The 25951-nt window shown below is 72.8% G+C and carries 22 protein-coding genes and 1 pseudogene; 12 read left to right on the top strand and 11 right to left on the bottom strand.

Features of this window, described 5'->3' with window-relative positions:
* Positions 1 to 18: 18 nt before the first annotated feature.
* From N6H00_RS03505 to N6H00_RS03495, 3 genes are all read right to left on the bottom strand, one after another.
* Positions 19 to 774 (bottom strand): thioesterase II family protein, encoded by a 756-nt coding sequence (locus tag N6H00_RS03505; RefSeq protein WP_268970043.1) that lies wholly within the window; start codon positions 772 to 774, stop codon positions 19 to 21.
* A 119-nt stretch (positions 775 to 893) separates the two neighbouring features.
* Positions 894 to 1745: an ATP-grasp domain-containing protein gene (locus N6H00_RS03500; protein WP_268970042.1), complete on the bottom strand. Its 852-nt coding sequence runs from the start codon at positions 1743 to 1745 to the stop codon at positions 894 to 896.
* On the bottom strand, positions 1742 to 2686 hold the full coding sequence (locus N6H00_RS03495) for an ATP-grasp domain-containing protein (protein ID WP_268970041.1): 945 nt from the start codon (positions 2684 to 2686) through the stop codon (positions 1742 to 1744). The genes N6H00_RS03500 and N6H00_RS03495 overlap by 4 nt, the downstream gene beginning before the upstream one ends.
* A 187-nt stretch (positions 2687 to 2873) precedes the next feature.
* Here N6H00_RS03495 and N6H00_RS03490 point away from each other — a divergent pair, with 187 nt between their 5' ends.
* The 5 genes from N6H00_RS03490 to N6H00_RS03470 all read left to right on the top strand — a co-directional run bounded on the left by N6H00_RS03490 (position 2874) and on the right by N6H00_RS03470 (position 6475).
* Positions 2874 to 4010 (top strand): PfkB family carbohydrate kinase, encoded by a 1137-nt coding sequence (locus N6H00_RS03490; RefSeq protein WP_268970040.1) that lies wholly within the window; start codon positions 2874 to 2876, stop codon positions 4008 to 4010.
* The gene (locus tag N6H00_RS03485; protein WP_268970039.1) at positions 4007 to 4933 is read left to right on the top strand and encodes a pseudouridine-5'-phosphate glycosidase; all 927 of its coding nucleotides are present in this window, start codon (positions 4007 to 4009) and stop codon (positions 4931 to 4933) included. The genes N6H00_RS03490 and N6H00_RS03485 overlap by 4 nt, the downstream gene beginning before the upstream one ends.
* Before the next feature lie 117 nt (positions 4934 to 5050).
* Positions 5051 to 5377, top strand: coding sequence for an MmcQ/YjbR family DNA-binding protein (locus N6H00_RS03480; RefSeq protein ID WP_268970038.1), 327 nt, complete (start codon positions 5051 to 5053; stop codon positions 5375 to 5377).
* 155 nt (positions 5378 to 5532) lie between these two features.
* The gene (locus tag N6H00_RS03475) at positions 5533 to 6075 is read left to right on the top strand and encodes a hypothetical protein (RefSeq protein ID WP_268970037.1); all 543 of its coding nucleotides are present in this window, start codon (positions 5533 to 5535) and stop codon (positions 6073 to 6075) included.
* A gap of 109 nt (positions 6076 to 6184) precedes the next feature.
* Positions 6185 to 6475 (top strand): hypothetical protein, encoded by a 291-nt coding sequence (locus N6H00_RS03470; RefSeq protein WP_268970036.1) that lies wholly within the window; start codon positions 6185 to 6187, stop codon positions 6473 to 6475.
* Between the two features lie 41 nt (positions 6476 to 6516).
* On the opposite strand, the gene N6H00_RS03465 is transcribed toward N6H00_RS03470, so the two are convergent.
* On the bottom strand, positions 6517 to 8928 hold the full coding sequence (locus N6H00_RS03465) for a tetratricopeptide repeat protein (protein ID WP_268970035.1): 2412 nt from the start codon (positions 8926 to 8928) through the stop codon (positions 6517 to 6519).
* Between the two features lie 72 nt (positions 8929 to 9000).
* Between N6H00_RS03465 and N6H00_RS03460 the strand changes: the two genes are divergently transcribed.
* The 4 genes and pseudogenes from N6H00_RS03460 to N6H00_RS03445 all read left to right on the top strand — a co-directional run.
* The gene (locus N6H00_RS03460) at positions 9001 to 9546 is read left to right on the top strand and encodes a GNAT family N-acetyltransferase (RefSeq protein ID WP_268970034.1); all 546 of its coding nucleotides are present in this window, start codon (positions 9001 to 9003) and stop codon (positions 9544 to 9546) included.
* A gap of 86 nt (positions 9547 to 9632) precedes the next feature.
* On the top strand, positions 9633 to 11174 hold the full coding sequence (locus tag N6H00_RS03455) for an ABC transporter substrate-binding protein (protein WP_268970033.1): 1542 nt from the start codon (positions 9633 to 9635) through the stop codon (positions 11172 to 11174).
* Positions 11171 to 12931, top strand: coding sequence for an ABC transporter permease subunit (locus N6H00_RS03450; protein WP_268970032.1), 1761 nt, complete (start codon positions 11171 to 11173; stop codon positions 12929 to 12931). The genes N6H00_RS03455 and N6H00_RS03450 overlap by 4 nt, the downstream gene beginning before the upstream one ends.
* Before the next feature lie 35 nt (positions 12932 to 12966).
* Positions 12967 to 13282: pseudogene (locus N6H00_RS03445) on the top strand (aldehyde dehydrogenase family protein); the annotation flags it as partial.
* Here N6H00_RS03445 and N6H00_RS03440 read toward each other — a convergent pair.
* Positions 13209 to 14345 (bottom strand): NAD(P)/FAD-dependent oxidoreductase, encoded by a 1137-nt coding sequence (locus tag N6H00_RS03440; RefSeq protein WP_268970031.1) that lies wholly within the window; start codon positions 14343 to 14345, stop codon positions 13209 to 13211. The pseudogene N6H00_RS03445 and the gene N6H00_RS03440 overlap by 74 nt on opposite strands.
* Positions 14346 to 14415: 70 nt before the next feature.
* Complete coding sequence (gene sigJ, locus N6H00_RS03435) at positions 14416 to 15288, bottom strand: RNA polymerase sigma factor SigJ (RefSeq protein ID WP_268970030.1); 873 nt, start codon at positions 15286 to 15288, stop codon at positions 14416 to 14418.
* A 124-nt stretch (positions 15289 to 15412) separates the two neighbouring features.
* On the opposite strand from sigJ, the gene N6H00_RS03430 reads away from it, so the two are divergent.
* Entirely contained in the window at positions 15413 to 16471 is a 1059-nt protein-coding gene (locus tag N6H00_RS03430; protein WP_268970029.1) for a PP2C family protein-serine/threonine phosphatase, read from the top strand.
* A gap of 111 nt (positions 16472 to 16582) precedes the next feature.
* Complete coding sequence (locus N6H00_RS03425; RefSeq protein WP_268970027.1) at positions 16583 to 19198, top strand: ATP-dependent Clp protease ATP-binding subunit; 2616 nt, start codon at positions 16583 to 16585, stop codon at positions 19196 to 19198.
* A gap of 19 nt (positions 19199 to 19217) precedes the next feature.
* On the opposite strand, the gene N6H00_RS03420 is transcribed toward N6H00_RS03425, so the two are convergent.
* Positions 19218 to 20414, bottom strand: a complete 1197-nt coding sequence (locus tag N6H00_RS03420; RefSeq protein ID WP_268970026.1) for a CapA family protein — start codon at positions 20412 to 20414, stop codon at positions 19218 to 19220.
* A gap of 227 nt (positions 20415 to 20641) precedes the next feature.
* Between N6H00_RS03420 and N6H00_RS03415 the strand changes: the two genes are divergently transcribed.
* Positions 20642 to 21493 (top strand): class I SAM-dependent methyltransferase, encoded by an 852-nt coding sequence (locus N6H00_RS03415; RefSeq protein ID WP_268970025.1) that lies wholly within the window; start codon positions 20642 to 20644, stop codon positions 21491 to 21493.
* Positions 21494 to 21536: 43 nt separating this feature from the next.
* Here N6H00_RS03415 and N6H00_RS03410 read toward each other — a convergent pair whose 3' ends face one another.
* From N6H00_RS03410 to N6H00_RS03395, 4 genes are all read right to left on the bottom strand, one after another.
* Positions 21537 to 23441, bottom strand: coding sequence for a Xaa-Pro dipeptidyl-peptidase (locus tag N6H00_RS03410; RefSeq protein ID WP_268970024.1), 1905 nt, complete (start codon positions 23439 to 23441; stop codon positions 21537 to 21539).
* Positions 23442 to 23446: 5 nt separating this feature from the next.
* The gene (locus tag N6H00_RS03405; protein ID WP_268970023.1) at positions 23447 to 23677 is read right to left on the bottom strand and encodes a DUF5988 family protein; all 231 of its coding nucleotides are present in this window, start codon (positions 23675 to 23677) and stop codon (positions 23447 to 23449) included.
* A 24-nt stretch (positions 23678 to 23701) separates the two neighbouring features.
* A complete protein-coding gene (locus N6H00_RS03400; protein ID WP_432280534.1) occupies positions 23702 to 24457 on the bottom strand; it encodes an AfsR/SARP family transcriptional regulator in 756 nt (251 codons plus the stop codon).
* A gap of 627 nt (positions 24458 to 25084) precedes the next feature.
* Positions 25085 to 25897 (bottom strand): SAM-dependent methyltransferase, encoded by an 813-nt coding sequence (locus N6H00_RS03395; RefSeq protein ID WP_268970021.1) that lies wholly within the window; start codon positions 25895 to 25897, stop codon positions 25085 to 25087.
* Positions 25898 to 25951 lie beyond the last annotated feature (54 nt).

Genomic DNA, 25951 nt, shown 5'->3' with positions numbered 1-25951 from the left:
TCCTGGCCGGGCGGTGGTTCAGGACGTCGCGGTCAGCACGTCCCGGATCGACGCGATGACCCGCGGAGCCTGGTCGTTGAGGTAGAAGTGGCCGCCGGAGTAGACCTGGAGGTCGAATCCGCCGGTGGTGTGCTCGCCCCAGGCGCGGGCCTCCTCGACGCTCGCCTTGGGGTCGTCGTCCCCCACATGCGCGTGGATCGGCGCCGCCAGCTGCGGACCGGGGGTGTAGCGATAGGTCTCGGCCGCCTTGTAGTCGCTGCGGATCGCGGGCAGCACCATCCGGAGGATCTCGTCGTCCCCCAGCACCTGCGCCTCGGTGCCGCTGAGCGCCTTCATCTCGGCGATCAGCCCGTCGTCGTCCCTGAGGTGCACGGTCTCGTCACGGTGGCGGGAGGGGGCGCGCCGCCCCGAGGCGAACAGCGCCAGCGGCACCACGCCCTTCTGCTCCAGGCGCAGCGCGACCTCGAAGCCGAGGGTGGCGCCCATGCTGTGGCCGAAAAGGGCCAGCGGCTTGTCCGTGAACGGCAGCAGCTCGGGCACCAGGGCGTCGGCCAGCTCGGCGATGTTGTCGATGCACTTCTCGTTGCGCCGGTCCTGCCGCCCCGGGTACTGCACGGCCAGTACGTCGACCGTGGGCGAGAGCGCCTTGGAGACGGGGAAGTAGTAGGAGGCGGACCCGCCGGCGTGGGGCAGGCAGACGAGTCGCGTCGCCGCGTTGGGCGCGGGGTGGAACTGCCTGATCCACAGGCTTGTGCCGGTGGGGTTTGCGGTCACCTGATGTCCTTTCGTGCCGCGCGTTCCGCGGCGGCTGTCGTGGGCTGTCGCGCGTGTGCCTCGGACCGCGCGGAGACCAGTAGACCACCCTGCCGGTCCGGTCCGACCTGCGACAACCCCTATTTCGGACGGGGCTCCCCCAGTATTTCCGTCGTGCCGGTCATGGCATGAGGGGTGCTGCGCCCGCCCCGTTCGGCGATCCGCAGGGCCAGGGCCGCCAGTGCCTCGGGGGCGCCGGCCTGACCGCGGATCCCCGGGAAGGCGTTGATGTCCACGATCAGCGGGGTGCCGCCACCCGCGTCGATCAGATCCACGCCGTAGACGTCCAGCGAGAACACCGGACCGACCCGGCGCACCGGTTCCAGCCAGCCGGGCGGCAGCGCGTCCGGGGCGAGCGGCAGGGCCGGGCCGCGGCCGCCGGCCGTCAGCTCCGACCGGCGCAGCGCGGCGAACACCCTGCCCGCGACCACCCAGAGCTTGTGGTCCCAGCCATCGTTCGGGACGAAGTCCTGCACCACCACGGGCTCATCGGCCCAGTCGGCGCTCAGCGCGCTCAGCCGCGCGGCGTCGTCCACGCGGGCCACCAGGTCATGGCGGCGGCTGTGGCGGCTCTTGACGACAACGGGACGGCGGAGCCGCTCCGCCGCCAGGCCGGCCAGGGAGGCCACGGTCCGGGTGCGGGCGAACGGCAGACCGGCGCGGAGCGCCAGCTCGGCCATCACCGTCCGGTCCTGGCACCGCGCGGTCGCCGCGGCCGAGTTCACCACCGGGGCGCCGGCCCGCTCCAGGGACGCCGCGAGCGCCAGCGCCCGCGGTGTCCGGGCCTTCAGCAGATAGACATCCGCCAGTTCCCCGGGGCAGACGTGGCCGCCCGGGTCGAGCGTCACCACCTCATGGCGGGGGGTCAGCAGATCCGTGGTGTCGGCGAGGAGTTGATGGTCCGGGTCGGCGGTGATCAGACCGATCCTCATCGGCCGCCGCCCACCGTCGCGGTCATCAGGTCCGTGGCCGGGCCCGTGCCCGTGGCCGCCGGGACCGGTTCCGGAGCCGGTCCCGGCTCGGCGCGAACGCCGACGGCCCCGGCCCCGGCCCGGACGCCGCCCCGGCGCGCCAACTCCAGTACCGCGCGCCCCACCTCGGCCGCCGCGTCCGGCACCTCCTTGAAGCTGGGGAAGTCGTTCACATCGACGATCACCGGGCCGTCCGGGCCCAGCAGCACATCCACTCCGTACAGATCGAGACCGTAGACCGTGCCGACCTCGGCGGCGATGGCCGCCACCTCGGCGGACAGCGGTACCCGCCGTCCCCGTACGCCCCGGTCGGGGGAGAGCGGGGACACCCGCTCGGTCGCGTACAACTCCCCGGCCACGCTGTACACCTTGAGGTCGATGCCCGAGTTCGGCACATAGGGCTGGGCGATGAGCATCCCTTCTTCCGCGGCCAGTTCGGCCCGCAGCGCCCGCAGCCGGTCCGGTGTCGGCACCAGCCGCACGGCCCGCCCGGAGCTGCCGTTCGCGGGCTTGACCACCAGCGGGAACTCCGCCTCCGGTATCTTCTCCAGCGCCTCGGGCCGGGCCGCCGCGTAGGTCTGCGGCATCGGCAGCCCGCGGCTGCGTCCGATCGCGGCCGCCAGGGCCTTGTCCCGTACGCCACGGATGGAACGGGCGTCGTTGACGGTGGTGAGCCCGACCGCCGCCGCGGCCTCCAGCAGCGTCAGTCCCGGGCCACCGGACACCGTCTTGAGCACCCAGGCGTCATGGCTCCCCGCCCGCACCGCGTCCGACATCCGCATCAGGGAACTGCCCGGCCGGACCACGTCCACCTGGTGCCCCCAGGCGGAGAGCTGACGGATCACCTCACGGGGCATGCCGTCATGGCGATAGCGCTCCTCCACCAGAAAGCAGAGTCTCATCGGTCTTCTTCCTCGTCACCGGACAGGTTCCCGGGCCGCTGCCGAGAGTGTCCGGCGCGCCATGGCCTTCCAGGATGTCATCCGCCGTTCAGCGACGATCTCCAGGGCCGATCATCGGACCTCCTGGGCCGGCCGGCGGGCGCCGGCGGTCTGTTTACCGGGCCAAGAGTTCTTTACTCTGCTGAACATGACGCTGACGCGCAGGGAACGCGAGATTCTCGCGCTGCTGCGGCGGGACCCGCTGGCCGGTGCCCAGTCCATCGCCGACGCCCTCGGCACCACCCGGGCCGCGGTCAATGTCCACCTCTCCAACCTGGGCAAGAAGGGCGCCATCCTGGGGCGCGGCTACATCCTCCGCCAGGAGCACGCGGTGGTGGTCATCGGCGGGGCCAATGTGGACATCAAGGTGCGCAGCCTGGCACCCGTCGCCTACCGCACCAGCAATCCCGGGCGGTCCCACACCAGCCCCGGCGGAGTCGCCCGCAATGTCGCCGAGAACCTCGCACGGCTGGGCACCCCCACCCATCTCATCGCCGCGGTCGGGCAGGATCCGGCGGGGGAGCGGCTGCTGACGGAGACCCAGGCCGCCGGAGTGCGCGTCGATCATGTGCACCGCGGCCCGCACCCCACCGGCACCTATACGGCGGTGCTGGACGCCGACGGCGAACTGGTCGTGGCCATCGCCGACATGACCGCCACCGACGCACTGAGCCCCGAACACCTCCACCGCGCGCGTGACCTCATCGGCCACGCCGGCATGCTGGTGCTGGACGGGAACCTCTCGCCCCGCACCCTGTCGTACGTCCTGGACATCGCCTCCGCCACCGGGGTGCGGACGCTGATCGACCCGGTGAGCGTCCCCAAGGCGGCCCTGCTGGCCCCGCTGTTCGCCGCCGGGCGTCCGGTCTTCACCGTCACCCCGAACGTGGCGGAGCTGGCCGCGCTCACCGGCCGCGACCTCGCCGGGACGGCCGACGGCGACGATCGCGAGCTGCTGCGGGCCGTGGCCGACCTCCACGAGCGCGGGGTCCGCCATGTGTGGGTGCGGCTCGGCGCGCGCGGCTCCCTGCTGAGCACCGAGGGCGCGGACCGGGTGCCGCTCGACGCGCCACCGGCCGAGGTCCAGGACGTCACCGGGGCCGGGGACGCGATGCTCGGCGCGTTCGCACACGCCCTGCTCACCGGCGCCGACCCGGCCGGCGCCGCCCGCTACGGCCACGCCGCCGCCGCGCTGACCGTGGCCACCCCCGCCACCGTACGACCCGACCTGACCCCGCGTCTGATCGAGGACGCGCTGAACGCCCCGCTGCGGAGGACCACATGACCACGCCCCACCCCCGGCTGACCCTCACCGAGGAGGTCGCGCAGGCCCTGCGCGACGGCCGCCCCGTGGTCGCGCTGGAGTCCACGATCATCAGCCACGGCATGCCGTATCCGCAGAACGTCGGGATGGCCACCGAGGTCGAGGAGATCATCCGCGCCGAGGGCGCGGTCCCCGCCACCATCGCCGTCCTCCACGGCACCCCGCGCGCCGGTCTGGGCCGGGCCGATCTGGAACTGCTGGCCACCAGCCCCGACGTCGCCAAGGTCAGCGTGCGCGACCTCGCCCATGTCATGGCGCGCGGCGGCCACGGCGCGACCACCGTGGCGTCCACGATGCGGCTCGCCGCGCTCGCCGGGATCAGGGTCTTCGTCACCGGCGGCATCGGCGGGGTGCACCGGGGAGCGGAGCGCTCCTTCGACATCAGCGCGGATCTCACCGAACTCGCCACCACCCCGGTGGCCGTCGTCAGCGCCGGGGTCAAGTCCATCCTCGACATCGGGCTGACCCTGGAGAAGCTGGAGACCCTCGGCGTTCCGGTGCTCACCTACGGCACCGACGACTTCCCCGCCTTCTACTCCCGGGTGAGCGGCTTCCGCTCCCCGCTGCGCGCCGACTCGCCCGAGGAGATCGCCGCCATCATGCGCGCCCAGTGGGAGCTGGGCATGACGGCGGGGCTGAGCATCGCCAATCCGGTCCCCGAGGCCGAGGAGATCCCCGCCGAGCGGATCGACGGCATCATCGAGCGGGCCCTCGCCGAGATGGCGGAGGCGGGGATCGGCGGCAAGGACGCGACCCCGTATCTGCTGGGCCGGATCGTGGAGTTGACCGAAGGGGAGAGCCTGCGGACCAATATCGCCCTCGTCAAGAACAACGCGCGCCTCGGGGCGCGGATCGCGATCCACTACGCCCGGTCGGAGGGCTGAACCGACCGCGCCGCCCTGCCGCGCCCAGGCGGCGGACCGGCCTCCCGTGGGCGCGTGGGCGCGTGGGCGACTGGGCTGCTGGGCGGCGTTGTCGGTGGGGTGCTCTACGGTCGGGCCATGATCACGTCCGACGATGTCCGTACCGTCGCCCTGTCGCTGCCGCAGACCACAGAGAAGATCGCCTGGTCGATGCCCACCTTCCGGGTCGCCGGGAAGATGTTCGCCACCTTGCCCGAGGACGAGACCTCGATGGCCGTCAGATGCCCCAAGGAGGAGCGCGGGGAGCTGGTGCTGGCCGAGCCGGAGAAGTTCTGGGTCGCCGGTCACGAGGCGAGCTCGGCGTGGGTGAGGGTGCGGCTCGCGGCGTTGGACGACCTGGACGAGTTGCGGGACATCCTGCTCGACTCCTGGCGGCAGGCGGCACCGGCCACGCTGCTCGAATGACCGCCCCAGGGCGGCCGATGACTCCTCGAAATGCGACGATATGCGTGTTCGAGGAGATAACTGACACGGGTGAAAGTACGGACTTTTCCCGGTAATCGGAGTGCCGTCTTCCGCTGTGCGGGGTTCCCTGGAGGGGGATCAGCGAGGGAGGCCGCATGGTGCACGGCCGCAGGATGAACCGCCCCGCGGTGCGCGGCGGCCCGTGCGCGGCCGCCGTCCTTCTGCTGCTGGCGGTCACGCTGCTGCACGCCGTACTGCCCCTGGGCGCCGTCCGCGACTCGCCCACCACGGGCCTCGCCCGGCCCGCGCCCGGCACCACGCTTCCGGCCGCACCCGGTGCTCCGGATGCGGCCGTGCCCGGTTCCGTCCCGGCCCCGGCCCTCGCCACATCCGTCCCCGCGGGCGCTCCCGTCCTCGCTCCGGTCGTGCCGGATGTCGAGGAGGAGCGTTCGGCGTCGGCGTCGGCCGTGTTCTCCGCTCGGGACGGTGGCGGGCATCCGGCGCGGCACGCCGGGCGGTTGGTGCACGGTGCTTCGCTGGGCGCTCATCGGTCCCTCTCGACGTCCCCCGGCCCCCTCGTGCTCGTCGTGGTTCGTGGTCGCCTCGCCGGCCACGCGACCGGTGTCGGCGCGTTCGGCGCCGGGGGTGACGTCCCGGCCGGGCGGCTCTCCTCGCGGTCCGTCGTACTGCGCTGCTGACCGGGCCCGGGTCCTCCGCCATCCGTTTCCGCGGCCGTGCCGCGGATTCCGGATGCGGTGTGCCCTGCCCGGCCAGCCGTCGGACGTCCGAGACCGCAGGAGTATCCGCATGCCCACCGATGTCTACGCCGCCATGCGCGCGATGATGCGCGCGGAGGCCGCCCGCCGCCCCGCCGTCCCGCAGACCGCCGATCCCTCACCGCCCCCGGCCGCCGCGGTCGACGCCACCGCTCAGGACGTGTCCGGCCCCGAGGCCGTACCGGCTCCGGCGGCCGCGCCGCACCCGGTCCGCCGGGCTCGCCCGTCCCGGTGCCTGGCGTGCTGCCGCGCCGTGCTGCGCGCGCTACGCGGCATCGTGTCGTCCTGCTTCACCGGGCGCACCTCACGACAGAGCCAGTGACCGGCCGCGACGACAGGACGCGGGACACGGGTGCCGGGAGGTCACACCGGTCCGTCATGCCGTCCGCCCTCCGGTGAGTTCAGCAAACGCTCGCGCTGCGCCACGGCCCAGGCGTAGCCGGGATTCAGCTCCACCGCACGTGCCAGATCCGCCAGCGCCTGTGCCCGTCTGCCCAGCCCCTCGTGGGCCATCGCCCGGCTCCCCAGGGCCCAGGCGTAGCCGGGGTCGAGGGCCAGTGCCCGGTCGTACGCCGCGATGGCCTCCTCGTAGTGGCCCGCGAAGCGGTGGACATCACCGCGTTCGCCCAGTGTTCCGGGGGTGTCCGGGGCGAGTTCCTCCGCCCGGTCCAGATCGTCCAGCGCGCCCGCCGTGTCGCCCAGGGCGCTGCGGACACGGGCCCGCCGGACCAGGGCCCAGGTGTAGTCGCCGTTCAGTGCGATGGCCCGGTCCAGGTCCGCCAGGGCCTCCCGGGGCCGGCCGAGCACCGCCTTGATCCGGCCGCGGCTGCCCAGCGCCACATGGTCCCCCGGATCGGCCTCGATCACCGGGTCGAGCAGGGCCAGCGCCTCCTCGTACCGGCCCGCCCGGCGGCAGGTCTCCCCGCGCTCCCGCTGGACCCAGGTGGCGCCCGGCTCCAGCGCGTCCACGCGGTCCAGCGCGTCCATCGCCGCGGTGAAGTCCCCGGTCAGCCGGTGGATCGCGGCGCATCCGAAGTGCGCCCGCACATCTTCGGGGTCCAGCTCGATCGCTCGGCGGAAGTCCTCCAGCGCCGCGTCGTTCTCCTCGGCCGACCGGCGGTGCCAGCCCCGGACCACGTGCGCCGCGGCCCGGCCGGCGGTGTCCAGTCCGGCCCGCGCGAGCAGCAGTCCCATCGCCTCGATGCCGCGCCGCCGTTCGTCCCGTAGCGCCCCCTCCAGGCGCCGCCCCCAGGCGCGTACCTCCTCCGAGTCGGCGTCCTCGCCCGCCTCGGCCAGGGTGGCCGCCCACCGCCGGGCCACCGCCGGTCCCGCGTCGCAGGCGTCGATGCCGTCCCGCAGCGCTCCGGGGAGTGCCGCCGACGGCCGTGCGCACAGCAGGTGGTACCACTCCTCCAGACGCGGTCCGCTCCAGGCGTCCAGCTTCCACCCGTCGCGCGGGTCGAGCCCTCCGGCGGCCGTCTCCCGCCACCCGGCGAAGGTCTCCGCCAGCCGGGTGTGCGCCTCGCTCCACCGCTGTGGTGAGGTGGTCCGCTGGAGTCGCAGCATCGGGGCGCGGACCACGTCGTGGTAACGGGCCGACCCGGTGCGACCGCCCACGAACGGCAGCGCTCGCAGCCAGCCGAACAGACCGGCCCCGGCCGCCTCCTCACCCACCGCCGCCCGGAAGACGTCCTCGTTCAACCGCCGGGGCAGCGCGCCCGCCAGGGCGGCGGCGCGGCGCACCGGATCGGGCTCCCACTTCAGGAACCGTTCGACGGCGGTGGCGCTGGGGTCGTCCAGGTCGCCGGAGGTCCCCGGGTTCTCGGCGAGGGTGGACACCAGGACGGGCAGCCGGCCCGACAGCCGCAGCACCTCGCGCACCACCGGCTCCTCGGTGATGCCCTTGGCGGCGAGCAGGTGTCGGGCCTCCGCGTCGGTGAACGGCTCCAGCGGCAGCTCCGCGACCACATCGGCCAGCTCGCCCCAGCGGCCGGGGTCCAGCCGGGTCTGCCCGGCCAGCACCAGCACGGTGTTCGCGGGGAGCCTGCCCAGGCGTTCGCTGGTCAGCAGGGTGTGCAGCCAGGGATCGAGCAGTGCGCCGACCCGTTCGTAGGTATCGAAGAACAGCACCAGCCACGGGACCGCCGCGGCCGCCTCCGACAACTCCCGCACCAGCAGCGGGGTCAGGGCCTCCACCGGGTCCAGCACCAGCTGGACGTCCTTGTGGTCGCGGAACCGTGAGCTGAGCGCGGCCCGCAGCCGGTCGGTGCCCTCGGCGAGCGGCACCGGGTCGACCGCGCCGGCCAGCGCCCCGACGCCCGGCACCAGGCCGAGGCCGGCCAGACCGGTCCGCGCGGCGACCATGCTGCCGGTACTGGGCCCCGGCCGCTCGGCCGCGTCCGGTGCCGACTCCGCCTCGTGGCGGCGCTGCCGATAGGTGGCGAGCCGGCGGTCGAAGGCGGTGAACTCCTTCCCCTGCCGGTGGAACTGGGCGCTGATCGCGGCCATCGCCTCGGGGACCGAGCCCACCGTCTCGTCGACGCGGGCGGTGAGCGCGCCGTACTCCTGGCGGGCGACCTGTTCCAGCCGGCGCACCAGCCAGGTCTTGCCCACGCCCGCATGGCCGCGCACATGGAAGACGAAGCGGTGCCGACCCTCCTCCGGCGGCAGCCCGAAGTTGTCCCGGAACGCGTCCAGTTCCCGGCGCCGGCCCACGAATCCGGCGTTCTCGCGCCGCTGGATCAGCTCCTGCAGCGACGGCCGTGCCCGCCCCATCCGCCCCTCCTCCGCTCCCGGCCCAGTCTGCCAGTACGGTGATCGCACCCGCTTATTGCGTACGATGTGCAGGTGCCCAGCTACCGCATCAGGACCGCGACCCCCGACGACCTCGACGCTGCCCGCAGCGTGATGCTCGACACCGTCTACCGCGACTTCGGCACGGGCTATGTGCCGCGCTGGCACGCCGACATCGTCGATCCCGCCGCCGCGTATCTGGACCATGGGCGCCACACCCTGCTGGTGGCGGTGGACGAGGGCGACGGGGCGGTCGTGGCGACCGCCGCGCTCGACTCCCGGGGCCCGGCCCATCCGCCCAACCCCGCGTGGCTGGCCGAGCGTTATCCGTCGGGGGAGACCGCCCAGCTGCGCCGGGTCTACGTGCGTCCCGCGCACCGGCGCAACGGGCTGGCCCGGCGGCTGGTGGGCGCGCTGCTGGACTTCGCCGCCGCGGACGGCGGTTATCGCGCGGTCTATCTGCACACCGATCCGGGGGTGCCGGGCGCCGAGCTGTTCTGGCGGTCGCTGGGAAAGGTGGTCTGCGATGAGCGGGAGGCGCCCGGAGGCGGTAACGGCGTCGTCCACTTCGAGGTCCCCATGCCCCTCGGGGGCCCGTGAGTTGATGGAAATGATAATCAGATAGCGTTCTGTTCCGCCGCCTCCGCGCACGCCCGTGTCCGCGCAGCCCCTGGAGAACCACGCCCATGCACCCTGTCCGCCGCCGGTGGGCCGCCGCGCTGCTGTTCCTCCCGCTGCTCTCCGGCTGTTTCGCGGCCCGTGACGGTTCGCCGTACGACGCCGGGGCCGGGGCGGGCGGCGGACGCCTCCGGGTCGCGCTGGCCTTCCCGCCGGCCGAGCGCTTCTCCCCGTACGGCGCCGACGCCACCCTGCTCAGCCGGCTCGGCGTCACCGAGGGGCTGACCCGGCTGGACGGCAACGGCGCCGCGGGACCCGCACTCGCCGAGTCCTGGACCCGGCAGAGCGCGCGCGGCTGGGTGTTCACCCTGCGCGAGGCGCGGTTCCAGGACGGCACCGAGGTCACCCCGGCGGCGGTGGCGGGCGCCCTCACCCACGCCGGCCAGGCCGATCCCCTGCCCGCCGCGCTCACCGGGGTCACGCTGACCGCCGAGGCGGTCGGCGAGCGGCGGGTCCGGATCACGACCGGCGCCGCCGACTCCGCGCTGCCGCTGCGGCTGTCCAGCCCGAGCCTGGCCATCCTGTCGCCCAAGGCGTACCGGACCAAGGCCGGTACGCCCAAGGCGGGTGGCGGCACGGCGGGCCGGGAAGCGGCGGTCGATCCGGCCGGCACCGCCACGGGGCCCTTCACCCTGGCGAAGGCGACCGGCGCCACCCGCGCCACCCTCCACCGCTTCGACGACTACTGGGGCGGTCTGGCCCACGCCTCCGGCATCGACGTCCGGTTCATCGCCGACGGCACGGCCCGCACCAACGCGCTGCGCAGCGGCGAGGTGGACATAGCCGAGGCCGTCCCGGTCTCCCAGGCGGCCACCCTCGACCGGCCCACCCTGCGCGAGGTGCCCACCGCCCGCACCACCGCCCTCTTCCTCAACACCCGGTCCGGGCCCTTCGCCGACCCCGCCGTCCGCGCCGCCGCCCGTCAGGCCGTCGACGCCGCCGCCCTCGCCGAGGACGTGTACGAGGGCCACGCCGACACCGGCCGCGGCCTGTTCGGCCCGGCCCTCACCTGGGCCGCGGGCGAGCGCCCCCGGCTGTCCGGCCGCCCTGCCGCCGCGCGGGCCGACCACACCTCGGTCACCCTCGCCACCTACGACAACCGGCCCGAGCTGCCCGAGGTCGCCCAGGTGCTGCAACAGCAGCTGCGCACGGCAGGGTTCAGCGTGCGGCTGGAGGTGCGGGAGTACTCCCGGCTGGAAAGCGACGCCCTGGCCGGGAAGTTCGACGCCGTGGTGGCCGCCCGCAACACCATGCTCGACACCGGCGACCCGGTCTCCTACCTCGCCGACGACTTCACCTGCGACGGCGGCTACAACCTGGCCGGGGTGTGCGACAAGGCCGTGGACCGCGCCGTCGCCGAGGCCGGCTCCCAGGCCGACGCCGCCGCGCGCCACCGCGCCGCCCTGGCCGCGCAGACCGCCGTCCTGCGCACGGACGGGGTCGTCCCGCTGGTCCATCAGCGGATCCTGCACGGTGTCGGCGCCTCGGTGCGGGGTGTGATCCTCGATCCGTACGAGCGCACGCTCGTCGGCACCGGTACCCGGCGGTGAGCGGCGCACGGGACCGGGAGCGGTCCACCGGGCTGGTCGCGCTGTGGCGCGTCGCGCTCGCGGCGGCACTGCTGTGCGCCATCGGCCTGCTGCCCTGGCTGTCCCGCACCGACCCCGCCCGCACCGTCCTCACAGCGCGCGACGCCGAACGCGACCCCACCCCCGAACTCCTGGACTCCGTGCGCTCCCAACTCGGGCTCGACGCGGGTCCGCTGCGGCTGCTCGGCCGGTGGCTCGCCGGACTGCCGCACGGCGACGCGGGCCGGTCCTGGCTCTCGGGGACGGCCGTGACCCCGACGGTCGCCGAGGCGTTCGGCGTCTCGCTGCTGCTCATGGGCGGGGCGCTGGTGGTCGCGGCGGTCACCGCGGCCGCGGTGTGCGCACGCACGCTGTGGCTCGGGCCGCGGCGGCGGGCCGCCCGGCGCCGGGCCGGTGCCGGAAGCGGCGGCGCGCTGCTCGCCGCGCTGCCGGAGTTCCTGCTGGCGTCCGTACTGGCGGCCGTGGTCGGGGTGCGGCTCGGCTGGCTGCCCGCGGTCGGCTGGTACGGGCCACGGTGGATGGTGCTGCCCTCGCTCGCGCTCGGCCTGCCCGCGGGCGCGCTGCTGGGCCGGGTGCTGGACGACGCCCTGCCCGGCGCGTTCGCCGAACCCTGGGCACGGGCCGCCGCCGCGCGCGGACTGCCCGCCCGGCGGATCGCCCGCCAGGCGCTGCGCCGTGCCGTGCCCGGAGCGCTGCCGAACATCGGGCTGTTCGTGGTCGGGCTCACCGGGGGCGCGGTCGCCGTCGAGCAGGTCTTCGACATCCCCGGGCTCGGCCGGCTCACCCTCCAGGCGGCCATCGCCCAGGACCTGCCGATGCTTCAGGCGGGCACCCTCGTCCTCGTCCTGCTCGCGGCCGCCGCCGGTGGTCTCGCCCGGCTCGCGGCCCGGCCGCTGCTCGGGCCCGCGCTGCGGGACGGGGCGCTGCCCTCGCTGGACCGGCCGTCCGTGCCGTCCGCCCGCTCCCTTCCGCTGCTCTACGGAGCTCTCCTGCTCGCCGTCGTGGTGCTCGGCGCCTTCCGCGACCCGCTGGCCGTGGACACCGCCGCCCGGCTCACCGCCCCGACCTGGGCGCACCCCTTCGGGACCGACGCGCTCGGCCGCGATCTGCTGGCCCGGGTGGCACACGGCGCGCTGTCCACGCTCGCGTTCGCGGTGGCGGTGAGCGCCGCCGCACTGGTGGCGGGGGTAGTGCTCGGGCTGCTGCCCCGGCTGTCCGGCGGACTCGTCGAGACGGTGAACGCGGTGCCGCCCGTGCTCGCCGGGCTCCTGGTGGCCGGGGCGGCGGGCCGCGGCCCGTACACCCCCGCGCTGGCCGTGGCCGCCGTCGCCTGGGCGCCGCTGGCCGCGCACACCTCCGCCCTGCTGCGGCAGGAGCGCGCCGCCACACATCTGGCCGCCACCCGCGCGCTGGGCGCCTCCCGCCGCCATCTGCTGCGCCGCCACGTTCTGCCCGCCGTCCTGCCCCCGGTCGTCCGCCACGCCCTGCTGCGGCTGCCGTCCGTGGCGCTCGCCCTCGCCTCGCTGGGTTTCCTCGGCCTGGGCGCCCAGCCGCCGTCCCCGGAGTGGGGCCGGCTGCTGGCCGAGAACCACCCCTACGCCGAGCGTGCCCCCTGGGCGGTCCTCACCCCCGCCGCCGCACTCGCCCTCCTGGGCGTCCTGGCGGTCACGGCGTCCGGCGGCGTCCGGTGGCCCCGCCCGCGCCGGCGCCTCGATTGACAGCGTCCGGGACGCGTCGGACACCCGCGGCCCGCGACGACGATCGCGCCGTGGCCCTGGCCAATGCCACCGACCACGGCCTGACCTGCGGCATCATCACCGAGAACGGGACCCATGGGCTCAAGGTGGCCCGTCGTATCCGCACCGGCATCGTGCATGTCAACGACCAGTCGGTGGCGGACGAGCCACAGGCCCCGTTCGGTGGCGTCAAACAGTCGGGGTACGGGCGGTTCGGCGGCCCGCTGGGGCATCGAGGCGTTCAGCGACACCCGCTGGATCACCCTCGCCATCCAGCACGCCCACCACCCCTTCCGGCGACGGTGCGACCCCTGCCGCTCATCCCGGGGATGAACGGCACGACCCCGGGGCGGCGCGCCGCCAGCCGCAGCGCGCTGACGGTGGAGCGCACCACCTGCTCCTTGACGCGGGCGGCCGGGCCACCGCGCAGCACCCGCTCGCGCGCGGAGTCGTCCGCCCGGACCAGCTGGATCAGCCCGTCGCGGCGGCCGAGGCTCACACACTGCATCCAAGAGCGGAAGCGCAGCGGCTCCGGCTGCCGCCCCCGCGTCTCGGCGATGATCGAGGAGGCGGCGTGCACCCCCGCCGGGAGCGCGGTGGCGCAGGCCATGCGCAGCGGGCCGGCGGCCGCTGTGGCCATGGCCGCGGCGTCGCCCACCGCGTAGATCTCCGGATGGGACACCGAGCGCAGGGCGTCGTCGACGCGGATCCGGCCGCTGGGGTCGAGCGCGATCCCGGCCGCCTCGGCCAGGGCGGTGTTCGCGGTCATCGAGGTGGCCCAGACCACCGCGTCGGCGTCGACGTCCTCCGGACCCGCCACCCGGCGGCCCTCCTCGATACGGACACCGAGCCCGGTGAGCGTCGTACGGACATGGGCGCGGCCCTTCGCGGACAGTCCCGTGCCGATCTCGCCACCGATGACCAGCCGGACCTGCCAGGCGCGCTGGGACTCGGCGATCTCGGCCGCCAACTCGATGCCGGTGAGCCCGCCGCCGACCACCGTCAGCGCACCCGAGCCGTCCAGCAGCCGCTTGTGCAGCTCGGCCGCCGTCTCCGGGGTGTAGGCGCGCTCACCGGGGCCGGGGGTGCGGCTGCCGAGCGCGTACACCAGCCGGTCGTACGGGAGCCGGCGGCCGTCGTCGGTGGTGATCCGCCGGGCGGCCGGGTCGATCCCGGTGGCGCGGGCGGCCACGTGGACGAGGCCGGCCCGCCGCGTCAGCACCTCGAGCGGACGCGTCACATCGGGGCGGCCCGCGGCGCGCTCGTGCAGCCGGATGCGCTCGGTGAAAACGGTGCTCGGATCGACGAGGGTGACGCGGGTGTGCGGGGCCAGGCGCAGGGCCGCCATCAGCCCCGCATAGCCCGCGCCGAGTACCAGGACCTGCTGCTTGTCCATGCCGACTCCTCCTTGGGCGGTGTGTACGAGGAGGACGGCAGGGCGGCCCGGGGTGTGACGGTGATACCGGTCACACGGTCCGCGGGTCGAGGTGGCGCAGCTTGTCGGGGTTGAGGATCGCGTCGATCTCGGTGATCCGGCCGTGGTGCACCGTGAACGCGAAGACGGCGGCCTGCCCGTCCGCGTGGTCGACCATGACCACGCCCGGGGCGCCGTTGACCTCGCGCCGGTGCACCACCATCGTGCCCGTGTCGAAAGCACGGGTGAGCCGGTGGGCGAAGCGGGCCACCTTCTCGTGGCCCAGGACCGGGAGGCGGGCAGCCGTCACCTTGCCGCCACCGTCCGAACGCCAGACGACCTCCGGGTCCAGGATCTCCAGCAGCCCGTCCAGGTCGCCGCCCATGACCGCCTGGAGAAACGCCTCCACGGCCCGGCGGTGCTCCCCCCGGTCGACCGAGCGCCGCGGCGCCTGTGCCCGGACCCGCTTACGGGCACGCGAGGCCAGCTGCCGTACGGACTCCGGACTCCGGCCCACCACCTCGGCGATCTCGGGGAAGGGCACCGAGAAGACGTCGTGCAGGATGAGCGCGGTCCGCTCCGCCGGGGTCAGCCGCTCCAGCACGGTGAGCATCGCGAGCCCCACCGACTCGTCGAGCGCTACCCGGTCCTCCGGACCGTCGGCCGTCACCACCGGCTCGGGCAGCCAGGGGCCGATGTACGCCTCGCGCCGCACCCGTGCCGAGCGCAGCAGGTCGTAGCAGATCCGGCTGACGACGGTGGTCAGATACGCACGGGGATCGGCGACCTCGTCCCCTGGCAGCGCCTGCCAGCGCAGCCAGGTCTCCTGCACCGCGTCATCGGCGTCGGCCACCGAGCCGGTGATGCGATAGGCGACGGCCCACAGCCGGTCGCGCTGCTGTTCGAAGTCTGTCAGCTCCGCCATGCACTGATCTTCTCGTCCCGGGTGGTCCGGCTGGCGCGGGGGCCGTGGACAGGCGTAAGCAAGACATGTGCACACGCGGCAAGGTCCCTCGGATCTGCGCCGGCCAAGGTGGCGGACCCACGTCTTGGTCGTGATTCCCCTGCTGGCCATCGTGGCGATCACGCTCGGCGATGTGCTGACCCCGGCCAGCGTGCGGCTCAGCCCGCTGCTGATCGCGGCCCCCGCCATGACCGCGTCGTTCGCCGGACCCCTGCTCACCGCGTGCGTGGGTGGGCTGGCCGTGGTCGCACAGCTCAGCGCCAACGCCTCGATGGGCTTCCTCGGCCGGCCCGGCCGGCTGACCGAGGTCATCACCCTGGTTCTGGCCTCCGCGCTGATCGTGCTGTTCCGCGCGGTCCTGGACCGGCACAGACGCGAATTGAACCGGGTGCGGGCGGTGGCCGACGTGGCGCAGCGGGTGCTGCTGCGCCCGCTGCCCGGCAGGATCGGCCCGCTGCTGATCGGGTCGGTCTACCTGGCGGCCGAGCCGGAGGCGGAGATCGGCGGCGATCTGTACGCGGTGGCGCGCACCTCGAACACCACCCGCCTGATCATCGGCGATGTCCGGGGCAGCGGGCTGACCGCTGTCGCGGACGCCTCCCTGGTGCTCGGTGCCTTCCGCGCGCTCGCCCACTGGCCGGTACCGCTGACCGATCTGGTGGCCTACCTGGACACCACCCTGTCCGTCGAGCGGACCGATCCCCTGGACAAGGCGCCCGGGGCGGGGGAGTCGTTCGTCACCGCCGCGGTGCTGGAGATCCCCGACGACCAGCCGGTGGTCCGCCTCGTCAACTGCGGGCATCCACCGCCGATCCTGCTGCGCGACTCCCAGGTCAAGGAGCTGGCGGGCCCGGCGCCCGCCCTGCCGCTGGGCCTCGGCCACCTGGCGTCCGACGGCTACCGCGCCGCGGACTTCCCCTTCGGCGAGGGCGACCAGCTGCTGCTCTACACGGACGGCGTCGTCGAGGCGCGGGACGCCGAGGGCACCTTCTACCCGCTCGCCGAGCGGCTCCCCGGATGGGACGTCGGCGGTCCCCAGCACCTCGTCGACCGTCTGCACCGCGATCTGCTCAGCCACATCGGCGGCCACCAGGGCGATGACGCCGCTCTGGTCGTCCTCGAACGCCACCTGGCCGGGCGCTGAGGCCGCCGGGCGGCCGCCTCGACGCTCCGCCCGCCCGGGAAACCGCCGGGGAACGGTCCGTGAAACCGATCCGGAACGGACATCAGGGTCGATCGCCATTAAAATGGCCATATGGGCAGTGGGAACGAGGGCCCGCCCCAGGGCCCTGAAGACTTCGGGCCGGACCCACTCGGCGATTTCCTCGCACGCTTCCTCGGGACCGGGCCGGCCGGGCAGCGGCCCGATTCACGCCATGTCGACTTCGGCCGGCTGATGAGCGAGAACGCGCGGCACCTGGTCTCCGCCGCCGCGTCCTACGCCGCCGAACACGGCAGCACCGACCTCGACACCGAGCATCTGCTGCGGGCGGCGCTCACCGCCGAACCCACCCGGACCATGGTCTCGCGCGCCGGAGCCGACCCCGACCGGATCGCCGCCGACATCGACCGGGAGGCGGGCGACGGGCCGCCGCGCAACTCGGTCGCCGTCACCCCGGCCGTCAAGCGGGCACTGCTCGACGCCCATGAGATAGCCCGCTCGCGCGGATCGTCCTACATCGGCCCCGAACACGTGCTGATCGCGCTCGCCGCCAACCGCGAGTCCACGGCCGGGCAGATCCTCAACGCCGCCCGCTTCGAGCCCCGGCCCACCGGACCACCCAAAACCGGCGGCCTCACACCGAGCGCCCCCGCGGCCGACCAGCGGCCCGTCGCGGAGCAGCCCAAGACCCCCACCCTCGACCGGTTCGGCCGTGACCTGACCGAACTGGCCCGCGACGGGCGGATCGACCCGGTGATCGGCCGCGACGAGGAGATCGAGCAGAGCATCGAGGTGCTCGCCCGGCGCGGCAAGAACAACCCCGTCCTCATCGGCGAGGCGGGCGTCGGCAAGACCGCCGTCGTCGAAGGGCTCGCCCAGCGGATCGCCGACGCCGATGTGCCGGACATCCTGCTCGGCCGCCGGGTCGTCCAGCTCGACATCGCGAGCGTCGTGGCCGGCACCCGCTTCCGCGGCGACTTCGAGCAACGCGTCACCAGCATCATCGACGAGATCCGCGGCAACTCCGACGAGCTCGTCATCTTCATCGACGAGCTGCACACGGTCGTCGGCGCGGGCGGCGGCGGTGGCGGCGAGAGCGGCCAGATGGACGCGAGCAACCTCCTCAAGCCCGCGCTGGCCCGCGGCGAACTCCATGTGATGGGCGCGACCACGCTCCGGGAGTACCGCCAGTACATCGAGAAGGACGCCGCGCTCGCCCGCCGCTTCCAGCCCATCATGGTCCCCGAGCCCACCCCCACGGACGCCGTCGCCATCCTGCACGGCCTGCGCGACCGCTACGAGGCCCATCACCAGGTCCGCTACACCGACAAGGCGCTGTTCGCGGCCGTCGAGCTCTCCGACCGCTATCTGACCGACCGTTTCCTGCCCGACAAGGCCATCGACCTGATGGACCAGGCAGGGGCCCGGGTACGGCTGCGCTCCAGCGTCCGCGGCACCGATCTGCGCGCCCTGGAGCGGGAGGTCGAGCAGCTCACCCGGGACAAGGACCAGGCCGTCGCGTCCGAGAGCTACGAACGCGCCACCGCCCTGCGGGACCGGATCGCCGAACTGAACGCCCGGATCGCGGAGGCGTCCGGCACCCATTACCACGGCGGGCGCGTCGCCGAGGTCACCGTCGAGGACATCGCCGAGATCGTCTCCCGGCAGACCGGAATCCCCGTCTCCAGCCTGACCCAGGAGGAGCGCGCACGCCTGCTCGGCCTGGAGGAGCACCTCCACCGGCGGGTCGTCGGGCAGGAGGAGGCCGTGTCCGCCGTGGCCGACGCCGTGCTCCGCGCCCGCGCCGGGCTCGCCGACCCCAACCGCCCCAGCGGCAGCTTCCTCTTCCTCGGCCCCACCGGCGTCGGCAAGACCGAACTCGCCCGCGCACTGGCCGAGGCGCTCTTCGGCAGCGAGGACCGCATGGTCCGCCTCGACATGAGCGAGTACCAGGAGAAGCACACTGTCAGCCGGCTGGTGGGCGCGCCCCCCGGATACGTCGGGCACGAGGAGGCCGGGCAGCTCACCGAGGCGGTGCGCCGCCAGCCCTACTCGCTGCTGCTCATGGACGAGGTGGAGAAGGCGCACCCCGATGTCTTCAACATCCTGCTCCAGGTGCTCGACGACGGCAGGCTCACGGATTCGCAGGGCCGCACCATCGACTTCAAGAACACCGTCATCGTGATGACCAGCAACCTCGGCTCGGAGGCCATCACCGGCCGCGGCGGCCGCCTCGGCTTCGGCGGCGGTGACGAGGAGGCCGACGAGGCGGCGCGCCGGGAGCGGGTGCTGCGCCCGCTGCGGGAACACTTCCGGCCGGAGTTCCTCAACCGCATCGACGAGACCGTCATCTTCCGCCGGCTCGCCGACGACCAGCTGCGGCAGATCGCCGATGTACTGCTGGAGGAGACCCGGCGCCGGCTGCACGCCCAGGACGTCGGCGTGGAGTTCACCCCGGCCGCCGTCGAATGGCTGGCCCGGCACGGGCACCAGCCGGAGTACGGCGCCCGGCCGCTGCGCCGGACGATCCAGCGCGAGGTCGACAACCCGCTCTCCCGGATGCTGCTCGGCGGCACGCTGCCCGCGCACAGCCAGGTCCGGGTCGAGGTGGAGAACGACAAGCTGGCCTTCCGTACCCGGCGTACCGAGGAGACACAAGGGCTCGGCCCGCCGCCGGACCAGGGGGAGCAGAGGGAGCAGAGGGAGTAAGCAGGCAGCCCTCGCCGGGTCAGCGGCCCATGGTGAGGCCGTCCTTCTTGGCGCCCCTGCTGAGCACCGCCTCCTGGATGGTGCTCAGGCTGCTGGTGTAGCCCGGGTTGCCGGGGCTCTTCTCCAGGGCCCGGGGAAGGTTCACCAGGCTGATCGGATCGTTGTCCACCGCATGCGGGATGTACTCCGCCTTCTTCACCCTCCACGCCTTGCCCGGGGCGGCGGGCGGGGCGAAGGTGAAGCGGGCCGCCGAGCCCATCTGACCGCGTTTGTCGGGCATCACACCCGCGATCTGGTCCCCCATGCCGTAGACCACCCAGGTGCCGTTGACCTTCTCGTACGCCTGCGGCACATGGGCGTGGGTGCCGATGATCAGGTCGATGTCGCGCCGGCCACCGTCCTGGGAGGCGGTGAGCTTCTTGGCGAGGGAGAGCTGGAGCTTGTCCGGTGCCTGCTGCCATTCGGTGCCCCAGTGCATGCTGACGACGACCACATCGGCCCCGGCCCGCCGGGCGGCCCGCGCGTCCTTGATGATCCGCGCCGGATCGATCAGGTTGACCAGCCACGGTTTGCCCTCGGGGACCGGGATGCCGTTGGTGCCGTAGGCGTAGGCGAGCTGGGCGACCTTGGCGCCGCCGGCCTCGAGCATCGTGGGACGGCCGCTCTCCGCGGCGGACCGGGCCGATCCGGCGTGCTTGAGCCCGGCCTTGTCCATGGCCTTGAGGGTGCGGACCACCCCCTCCGGACCGGCGTCGAGGGTGTGGTTGGAGGCCGTGGAACAGGAGTCGTAGCCGAGGCTCTTCACGGCCGAGGCGAGCTGCGGGGGCGTCTTGAAGGTCGGATAGCCGGTGAACGGGCCCTGGGCGGCCCCGTAGACCGTCTCCATATGGCAGATGGCCAGGTCGGCCTGGGCGACAACGGGCGCGGCCGCCTTGATCATGCGCTGGAAGTCATATCCGTCGCCGCCCGCGTCCGCCTGTGCCTGCCGGATGACCGAGGCGTGCACCAGCAGATCGCCGGTGGCCACCAGGGTGAAGTCGTGTGGGGACCCGCTCTTGGTGACTCCCGCCTTCTTCGAGGGTTTCTCCTCGGCCTTGGGGGTGGCCGGTGTCCCGCTGCCGCACGCGGTGACGGCGCCGAGCAGGGCGACGGCCAGCAGTGCCGTCCGAGGGTGAGGGTGATGGGACACGGTGCGCTCCGCACTGGTCCGGGTCATGCCGGACCGTTTTGTTCTGATTGTCGGATTGTCATATTTATTGCCCGGCGGAGAGGAGACGCGCGGAGCGGTGCGCGGCTTCACCGGATCGGCCGACCGGTTGCACCCGACTGGAACAGCGCGCCCGTGGAACCGGTCGCCCGTTGGCGGTGTGCGTGGGGTGCGGAGCTGACACCATGGGGTGTGTCGCGCGCGTGGTGGCGCGCGATCCCGGGGGAGGACATGCCATGCGGATCGGCCGGCCCAGCATCACCGCACGCGGCGCGGCCGCGTTCCGCGCGGCCCACCAGAAGCTGGAGGGCGGCCGGGTGTTCCACGATCCGCTGGCGCTCCGTATCCTCGCCGCCGACGCGGACGACCCCGCCCTCGAGGCGGCCTTCCGGCCCGAGCGGGAGGATGTGCGGCTGTCCGTGGCCGCCCGTGCGCGGTACGCCGAGGACGCCGTCGCGGCCGCCGTGGCGCGCGGTGTGCGGCAGGCGGTGGCACTGGGCGCGGGGCTGGACACCTTCGGCTGCCGCAACCCGTACCAGGCGGAGGGCTTACGGGTGTTCGAGGTGGACCATCCCGCGACCCAGGAGTGGAAGCGGGACCGGCTGGCCGCCGTGGAGATCCCCGTACCGGCGTCGCTGACGTTCGCACCGGTCGACTTCGAGCGGCAGGGCCTGGCCGACGGGCTGACGGCGGTGGGCTTCGACCCGGCCCGTCCGGCGTTCTTCGTCTGGCTCGGCGTGGTGCCGTATCTGACGCACACCGCCGTGCTGGGCACGCTCGGCCTCATCGCCGCCCTGCCGCGCGGCTCCGGAGTGGTCTTCGACTACGGTGAGCCGCCGGACGCGCTGCCACCGGAGCAACGCGCCGTGCATGAGGCCCGCGCGGCATGGGCCGCCCAGGCCGGCGAGCCCTTCCTCAGCTATTTCACCCCGGGGGAACTCGCCGCCGAACTGGGCCGGCTGGGCTTCTCCGCGCGCGAGGACATCCGCTACCGCGACCTCACGGACCGGTACGCAAGCGGCCACCGCACCGCCACCGGACACCCCGACCTGGGCGCCCATGTGATCCACGCCTGGATCCCGGGCTGAGCCCGGACCGGCGGCGGCCCGGGACCCGTCAACGCGCGGGCGGCTACCGGGAGGCGCGGAGCCCGTCAGCGGCGGTCACCGGTACGGTGACGCGGCTGCCGCCCAGGTCAACCGTCACCTTCGCCCCGGTCGGGTCCTCGTAGTAGAGGAAGTCGGCGTCGGTGCCGCCCAGGACCAGCCCCAGCCGATGGCCCGGCTTGATCTCGTAGTCGTCCGGCGTTGTCTTCCAGGTGATCCGGTAGGACCGGCCGGGGGTCAGCGGCTCGGGGGTGGTGACCGAGTGGCGGTTCTGGGCGTCCAGCCAGCCCCGGGCGATCACCTCGGAGGCTTTGCGCGCCGTCACATTGGCGGTCTTGCGGTAGCAGGCGTCGTCCTGGGCGGTGCTCTCCCCGTGGCAGGACTCCTCGTCCAGCCCCCGCAGACCGTCGTGAATCCCGTTCGCGGGCTCGTTGCGGTTCCAGTCGATGCGTTCGTCCTCACCGTAGTCCACGAGCAGCGCGGTGAGGTTGGACGTCGGTCTGTCGAGCGTGACCCGCAGATCCACGATGGGCGTGCCGGAGAGCCGCACCCCGGTACGCAGCGGCGGGGTGCGGAACACCAGCCGGCCCGGACGGCTCGCCGACGGGTCGGCGGTGAGGTCCGCCTCGCTCAGCTTGGTGTCGGTGAAGGTGCCGGTGCCGCCTGTGGGGCCCAGCGCCAGTGAGCCGTCGGGGCCGGGGCGCAGGGAGACCGGGGAGGTGCGCGCGGGCCAGTCGGCTTGGGTCGTCCAGGTGGCCGGGCCGGTCTGGAGATCGACCCGCGGCTCGTCCATGATTCCGTTCCGTAGGCCGTACAGCCAGTGGTCGAACCACCCGTGCACGGTGTCGACCCACAGCGCGCGCCGGCCGGGCCAGTCGAACGGATCGGTGTGCCCATAGCGGCCCAGCCACAGCTTGCGTGGCACATCGCGCTCGGCCAGCGGGGCCCACCAGTTCGCGAACTGGTCGATCCTGACGTTGTAGTCATTGGTGTCATGCACCGCGAAGACGCTCGCGCGCACCTTGTTCACCTCGGGCGCGGGCCGCGCGATGTAATCGCGCTCGTGCCAGTGGGCGTTGTCGTTGCCGGTGGCGTCGTCCTCACCGGCCTGTAGCCGGTCGCGCACCGCCTGGCACTTCTGGGGCGGGTCGGAGTCCAGCGCAGTGGTCAGCCAGGAGGCGAAGCCGTTCCAGTGCTTGGCGCCGCCCGAGCGGGCGAACTCGTACCACGAGCTGATCCCGGAGATCGGGACGATGGTCTCCAGCCCCTCCACCCCGGTGCCGGCCACGGCGTTGGCCAGTGTGCCCTCGTAGGAGTGGCCGATCATGCCCACCTTGCCGGTGGACCAGGAGGCTTTCACCTCGCTGCCGTCGGCCGCGTACGCCGTGGCGCGGCCGCCCAGCCAGTCGATCGCCGCCTTGGCGGCCGCCACATCGGAGGCGCCGCCGACCGTCGGACAGCCGTCGGATCTGCCGGTGCCGGTCATGTCGACATCGACCACGGCGTAGCCGCGCGGCACGAAGTAGTTGTCGTAGAAGAGGGGGAACCTGACCGGGGCGCCCTGGGCGTCGTAGAGCTTGCGCTCCGACTCGAATCCGCGGCCCACGGTGTCGTTGTAGGGACTGGCCGACATGATGACCGGCACCTTGAGCCCCTGCCGCGTCTCCTTCGGCCGGATGATGTCCACCGCGATCCGGTCCCGGCGCCCATCGCCGTCACTGTCGACCGGCGCCTGGACCATGAGGTGCTCACGCACGGCGTCCGAGTACGAGAAGACCGGCTGGGTACGTCCGTCCACGACCCGGACCCCGGCCGGGCCGGCGGACTCGGCCGAGGTCCGGGCCGACGCGGGTCCGGCGGGCGGTGCGGCGAGGGATGCCGCGATCGCGAGCACGGCGACCACGGCCCCGCGCCATCGTGAGGTGACCATGGACGCTACTCGGCGATTTTCGTCCGCATGGTCCAGCGAAAGATCGCTGGGGTGATGTCAGCGGATTCGTTGACGAGTTCGAAATGCTCGTATCCATTGCGGTGCTGGATTTTGAGCTTCCTGGTGGTCAGGGTCGACCGCCCGGTACGGAATGCCCGGGGCAGATCGTCCGGTCCCCCTTCGAGGACGACCTCGATCGGGCTGCCGTCGGACAGACAACTGATGTGATCGCTCATACGCCCACCTCCTCCACGTCTTTCTCATGCGGGCACATGCAGTTCCAGTCGGTCGTCCGAGGTGAGGATGGCCCGCTGCATGTCCTGTAGGGCCCGGCACGGCTCGAGCCCGAGTTCCTCGTTGAGCGTCTTGCGCGCCGCCTGATACACATGCAAGGCGTCCGCCCGGCGGCCACAGCGGTAGAGCGCCAGCATCAACTGACGGTGCAGTGCCTCCCGCAGCGGGTGTTCGGTGGTCAGCTGGTACAGATCGCTCACCAGCTCGCGGTGGCGGCCGAGCATGAGCCGGGAATCCGTCAGCATCTCAATGCATTCCAGGCGGGCTTCCTTCAGCCAGGTCTGAAAGCCCTCGAGGATCGGCCCGTGGCATACGTCGTCCAGCAACGGATCGCGCCAGAGATCGAGCGCGCCCTCGAAAGTGGCTGTGGCCTGCTGATAACGCCGCTCCCTCAGCTGGTCCCGGCCCTCGCACACCAGTCGTTCGAAGCAGTGGAAGTCGAGATGATCGGGCCCCAGCCGCAGAACGTATCCCGGCGGGCGGGTGAGAACGGGACTTTCGCTCTGGCCGGGCCGGCGCAGGAACTTACGGATCTGGGAGACATACACATGCAGCCCGGCGATCGCCCGGCGCGGTGGGTCCTCCCCCCAGATCTCGGTGATGAGCTGGTCGATCGGGACCACCTGATCGGCGCGGACGAGGAGGACCGTCAGCAGGACCTCGATCTTGCGCGCCCTGATGGTTAATTTCCTGTCCCCTTCCACCACACGAAGGGGACCCATGATCTCATATCGCACAATGTGCCCCATCCGAGTCGCCGACGAGTGCGGTCATGGGACAGTCGGCGCCGTTGCCGGAAGTGCCCGCGGGGTTGTCTGTGATTTCTCTCGATGCCAAGGGCGAGGTCCGTCTGGTTCTGGAAGTGAACGCGTGTACGGGGTGGGCTCCGGCGGTCCGTGCGGATCGTCGTCCCGCGCCGTCCGGGAACGGGTGGTGCCGCCGGATCCACTGACGCACGCCGTTCGCGACTGCCATTACTCACCCCTCTTTTGTCGCGGCCTGCCGAGGAATCAGAGAACGGAGGAAAGTGATGTCGTCGGCAGGTGTCCCACATCGTAAGCGAGTCCTATGACTACCCACCTCGCCTAGAATCCGGATATAAGCGCCCTCGAGGCGTCTCCTCGACGGTGCGGAGCGAGTATTCGCAAAACAGTTCCGGAAGATCGGAGTCCGGATACCTGCACATGAGGTGCTGTAGTCGCGAAAGAGAATACGCGGATGATGTCCGGCGGGACAAGCGTGTCTTGCGAGTTCGTGGGTCCCTTGGCGCCGCTTTGATGAGGAGGGGGAAATTCCGGCTGCGTGGCACTCATGAACGGCTGGTCGAATATCCGTGGTTTGTTGTCGATTCAGGGCTTGTGGGCGACCACGATCGCACAGCCGGCACTGGGAACGGTGGGCAGTGCCGACTTGGCGGCGTCCAGCACCTCCTGCACGCTGACGCCGTGTCGCGCCTCGAACTCGCGGCGACAGCGGAGGATCCCGTCGATCATCCGGTTCGCGGTGTCCTTCGTGTTCTCGGTGACATCGGCCAGTTCGTCGAGCACCAGCCCCGCGTCGCCGATCAGACCGGGCCAGTCGTCCAGCCGGGTCAGCGAGGTGACCACGCCGGGATCGCCGTCCGGCTGGTAACTGCCGTCCTCCGGCGCGGTGACATCGGTGAGCACCAGCCGGCCTCCGGACGCCAGCACCCGGGCCATCTCGCGCAGCGCCGTCGGGCGGTCCATGTGATTGATCGATTCGAATGCGAGTACGGCGTCGAAAGACGCGTCTTCGAAAGGCATGGCCATGGCGTCGGCGTATTGGAATGCCACCCGGCCGGACAGTCCGGCCACCCGGGCGGATTCGGTCGCCTGTTTGACCTGGAGCTCGCTGATCGTGATGCCCAGGACATTGGCTCCGGTGGTGGACGCCACCCGCATCGCCGGTTTCCCGATTCCGCACCCGACATCCAGCACCCGGGCCCCCGGCCCCACCCGCAGCCGTTCGGTGAGCAGATCCGTGAAGCGGTCGGTGGCCTCTTGGACCGAACTGGTATCTGACGGGCCGTCCCAGTAGCCGAAGTGGAAGTTGTCGTCCCACGCCATCTGGAGAAGCGGTCCCAGCGAGCTGTAGTAGTCCGACACGGTGCCGCCCGGCGGCACGGCCGATGAAGAGGTCATGGCACTCCTCCTGTGTGCTCGTTGGATGGGGTCGGCCAAGGACGCATAAAGGCT

This window comes from Streptomyces sp. S465 (genome assembly GCF_026898115.1).
Taxonomy (GTDB): domain Bacteria; phylum Actinomycetota; class Actinomycetes; order Streptomycetales; family Streptomycetaceae; genus Streptomyces; species Streptomyces luomodiensis.
The sequence above is the reverse complement of the archived record's forward strand: the minus strand, read 5'-3'. Positions and strand labels throughout refer to the sequence as shown.

Coding starts and splice junctions, on each gene's coding strand:
- N6H00_RS03470 (WP_268970036.1), top strand. CDS start 6,185: ATGCCCACCGATGTCTACGCCGCCATGCGCGCGATGATGCGCGCGGAG.
- N6H00_RS03485 (WP_268970039.1), top strand. CDS start 4,007: ATGACCACGCCCCACCCCCGGCTGACCCTCACCGAGGAGGTCGCGCAG.
- N6H00_RS03395 (WP_268970021.1), bottom strand. CDS start 25,897: ATGACCTCTTCATCGGCCGTGCCGCCGGGCGGCACCGTGTCGGACTAC.
- N6H00_RS03490 (WP_268970040.1), top strand. CDS start 2,874: ATGACGCTGACGCGCAGGGAACGCGAGATTCTCGCGCTGCTGCGGCGG.
- N6H00_RS03480 (WP_268970038.1), top strand. CDS start 5,051: ATGATCACGTCCGACGATGTCCGTACCGTCGCCCTGTCGCTGCCGCAG.
- sigJ (WP_268970030.1), bottom strand. CDS start 15,288: ATGGCGGAGCTGACAGACTTCGAACAGCAGCGCGACCGGCTGTGGGCC.
- N6H00_RS03415 (WP_268970025.1), top strand. CDS start 20,642: ATGCGGATCGGCCGGCCCAGCATCACCGCACGCGGCGCGGCCGCGTTC.
- N6H00_RS03475 (WP_268970037.1), top strand. CDS start 5,533: ATGGTGCACGGCCGCAGGATGAACCGCCCCGCGGTGCGCGGCGGCCCG.
- N6H00_RS03455 (WP_268970033.1), top strand. CDS start 9,633: ATGCACCCTGTCCGCCGCCGGTGGGCCGCCGCGCTGCTGTTCCTCCCG.
- N6H00_RS03405 (WP_268970023.1), bottom strand. CDS start 23,677: ATGAGCGATCACATCAGTTGTCTGTCCGACGGCAGCCCGATCGAGGTC.
- N6H00_RS03400 (WP_432280534.1), bottom strand. CDS start 24,457: ATGGGTCCCCTTCGTGTGGTGGAAGGGGACAGGAAATTAACCATCAGG.
- N6H00_RS03495 (WP_268970041.1), bottom strand. CDS start 2,686: ATGAGACTCTGCTTTCTGGTGGAGGAGCGCTATCGCCATGACGGCATG.
- N6H00_RS03465 (WP_268970035.1), bottom strand. CDS start 8,928: ATGGGGCGGGCACGGCCGTCGCTGCAGGAGCTGATCCAGCGGCGCGAG.
- N6H00_RS03425 (WP_268970027.1), top strand. CDS start 16,583: ATGGGCAGTGGGAACGAGGGCCCGCCCCAGGGCCCTGAAGACTTCGGG.
- N6H00_RS03500 (WP_268970042.1), bottom strand. CDS start 1,745: ATGAGGATCGGTCTGATCACCGCCGACCCGGACCATCAACTCCTCGCC.
- N6H00_RS03440 (WP_268970031.1), bottom strand. CDS start 14,345: ATGGACAAGCAGCAGGTCCTGGTACTCGGCGCGGGCTATGCGGGGCTG.
- N6H00_RS03410 (WP_268970024.1), bottom strand. CDS start 23,441: ATGGTCACCTCACGATGGCGCGGGGCCGTGGTCGCCGTGCTCGCGATC.
- N6H00_RS03420 (WP_268970026.1), bottom strand. CDS start 20,414: ATGACCCGGACCAGTGCGGAGCGCACCGTGTCCCATCACCCTCACCCT.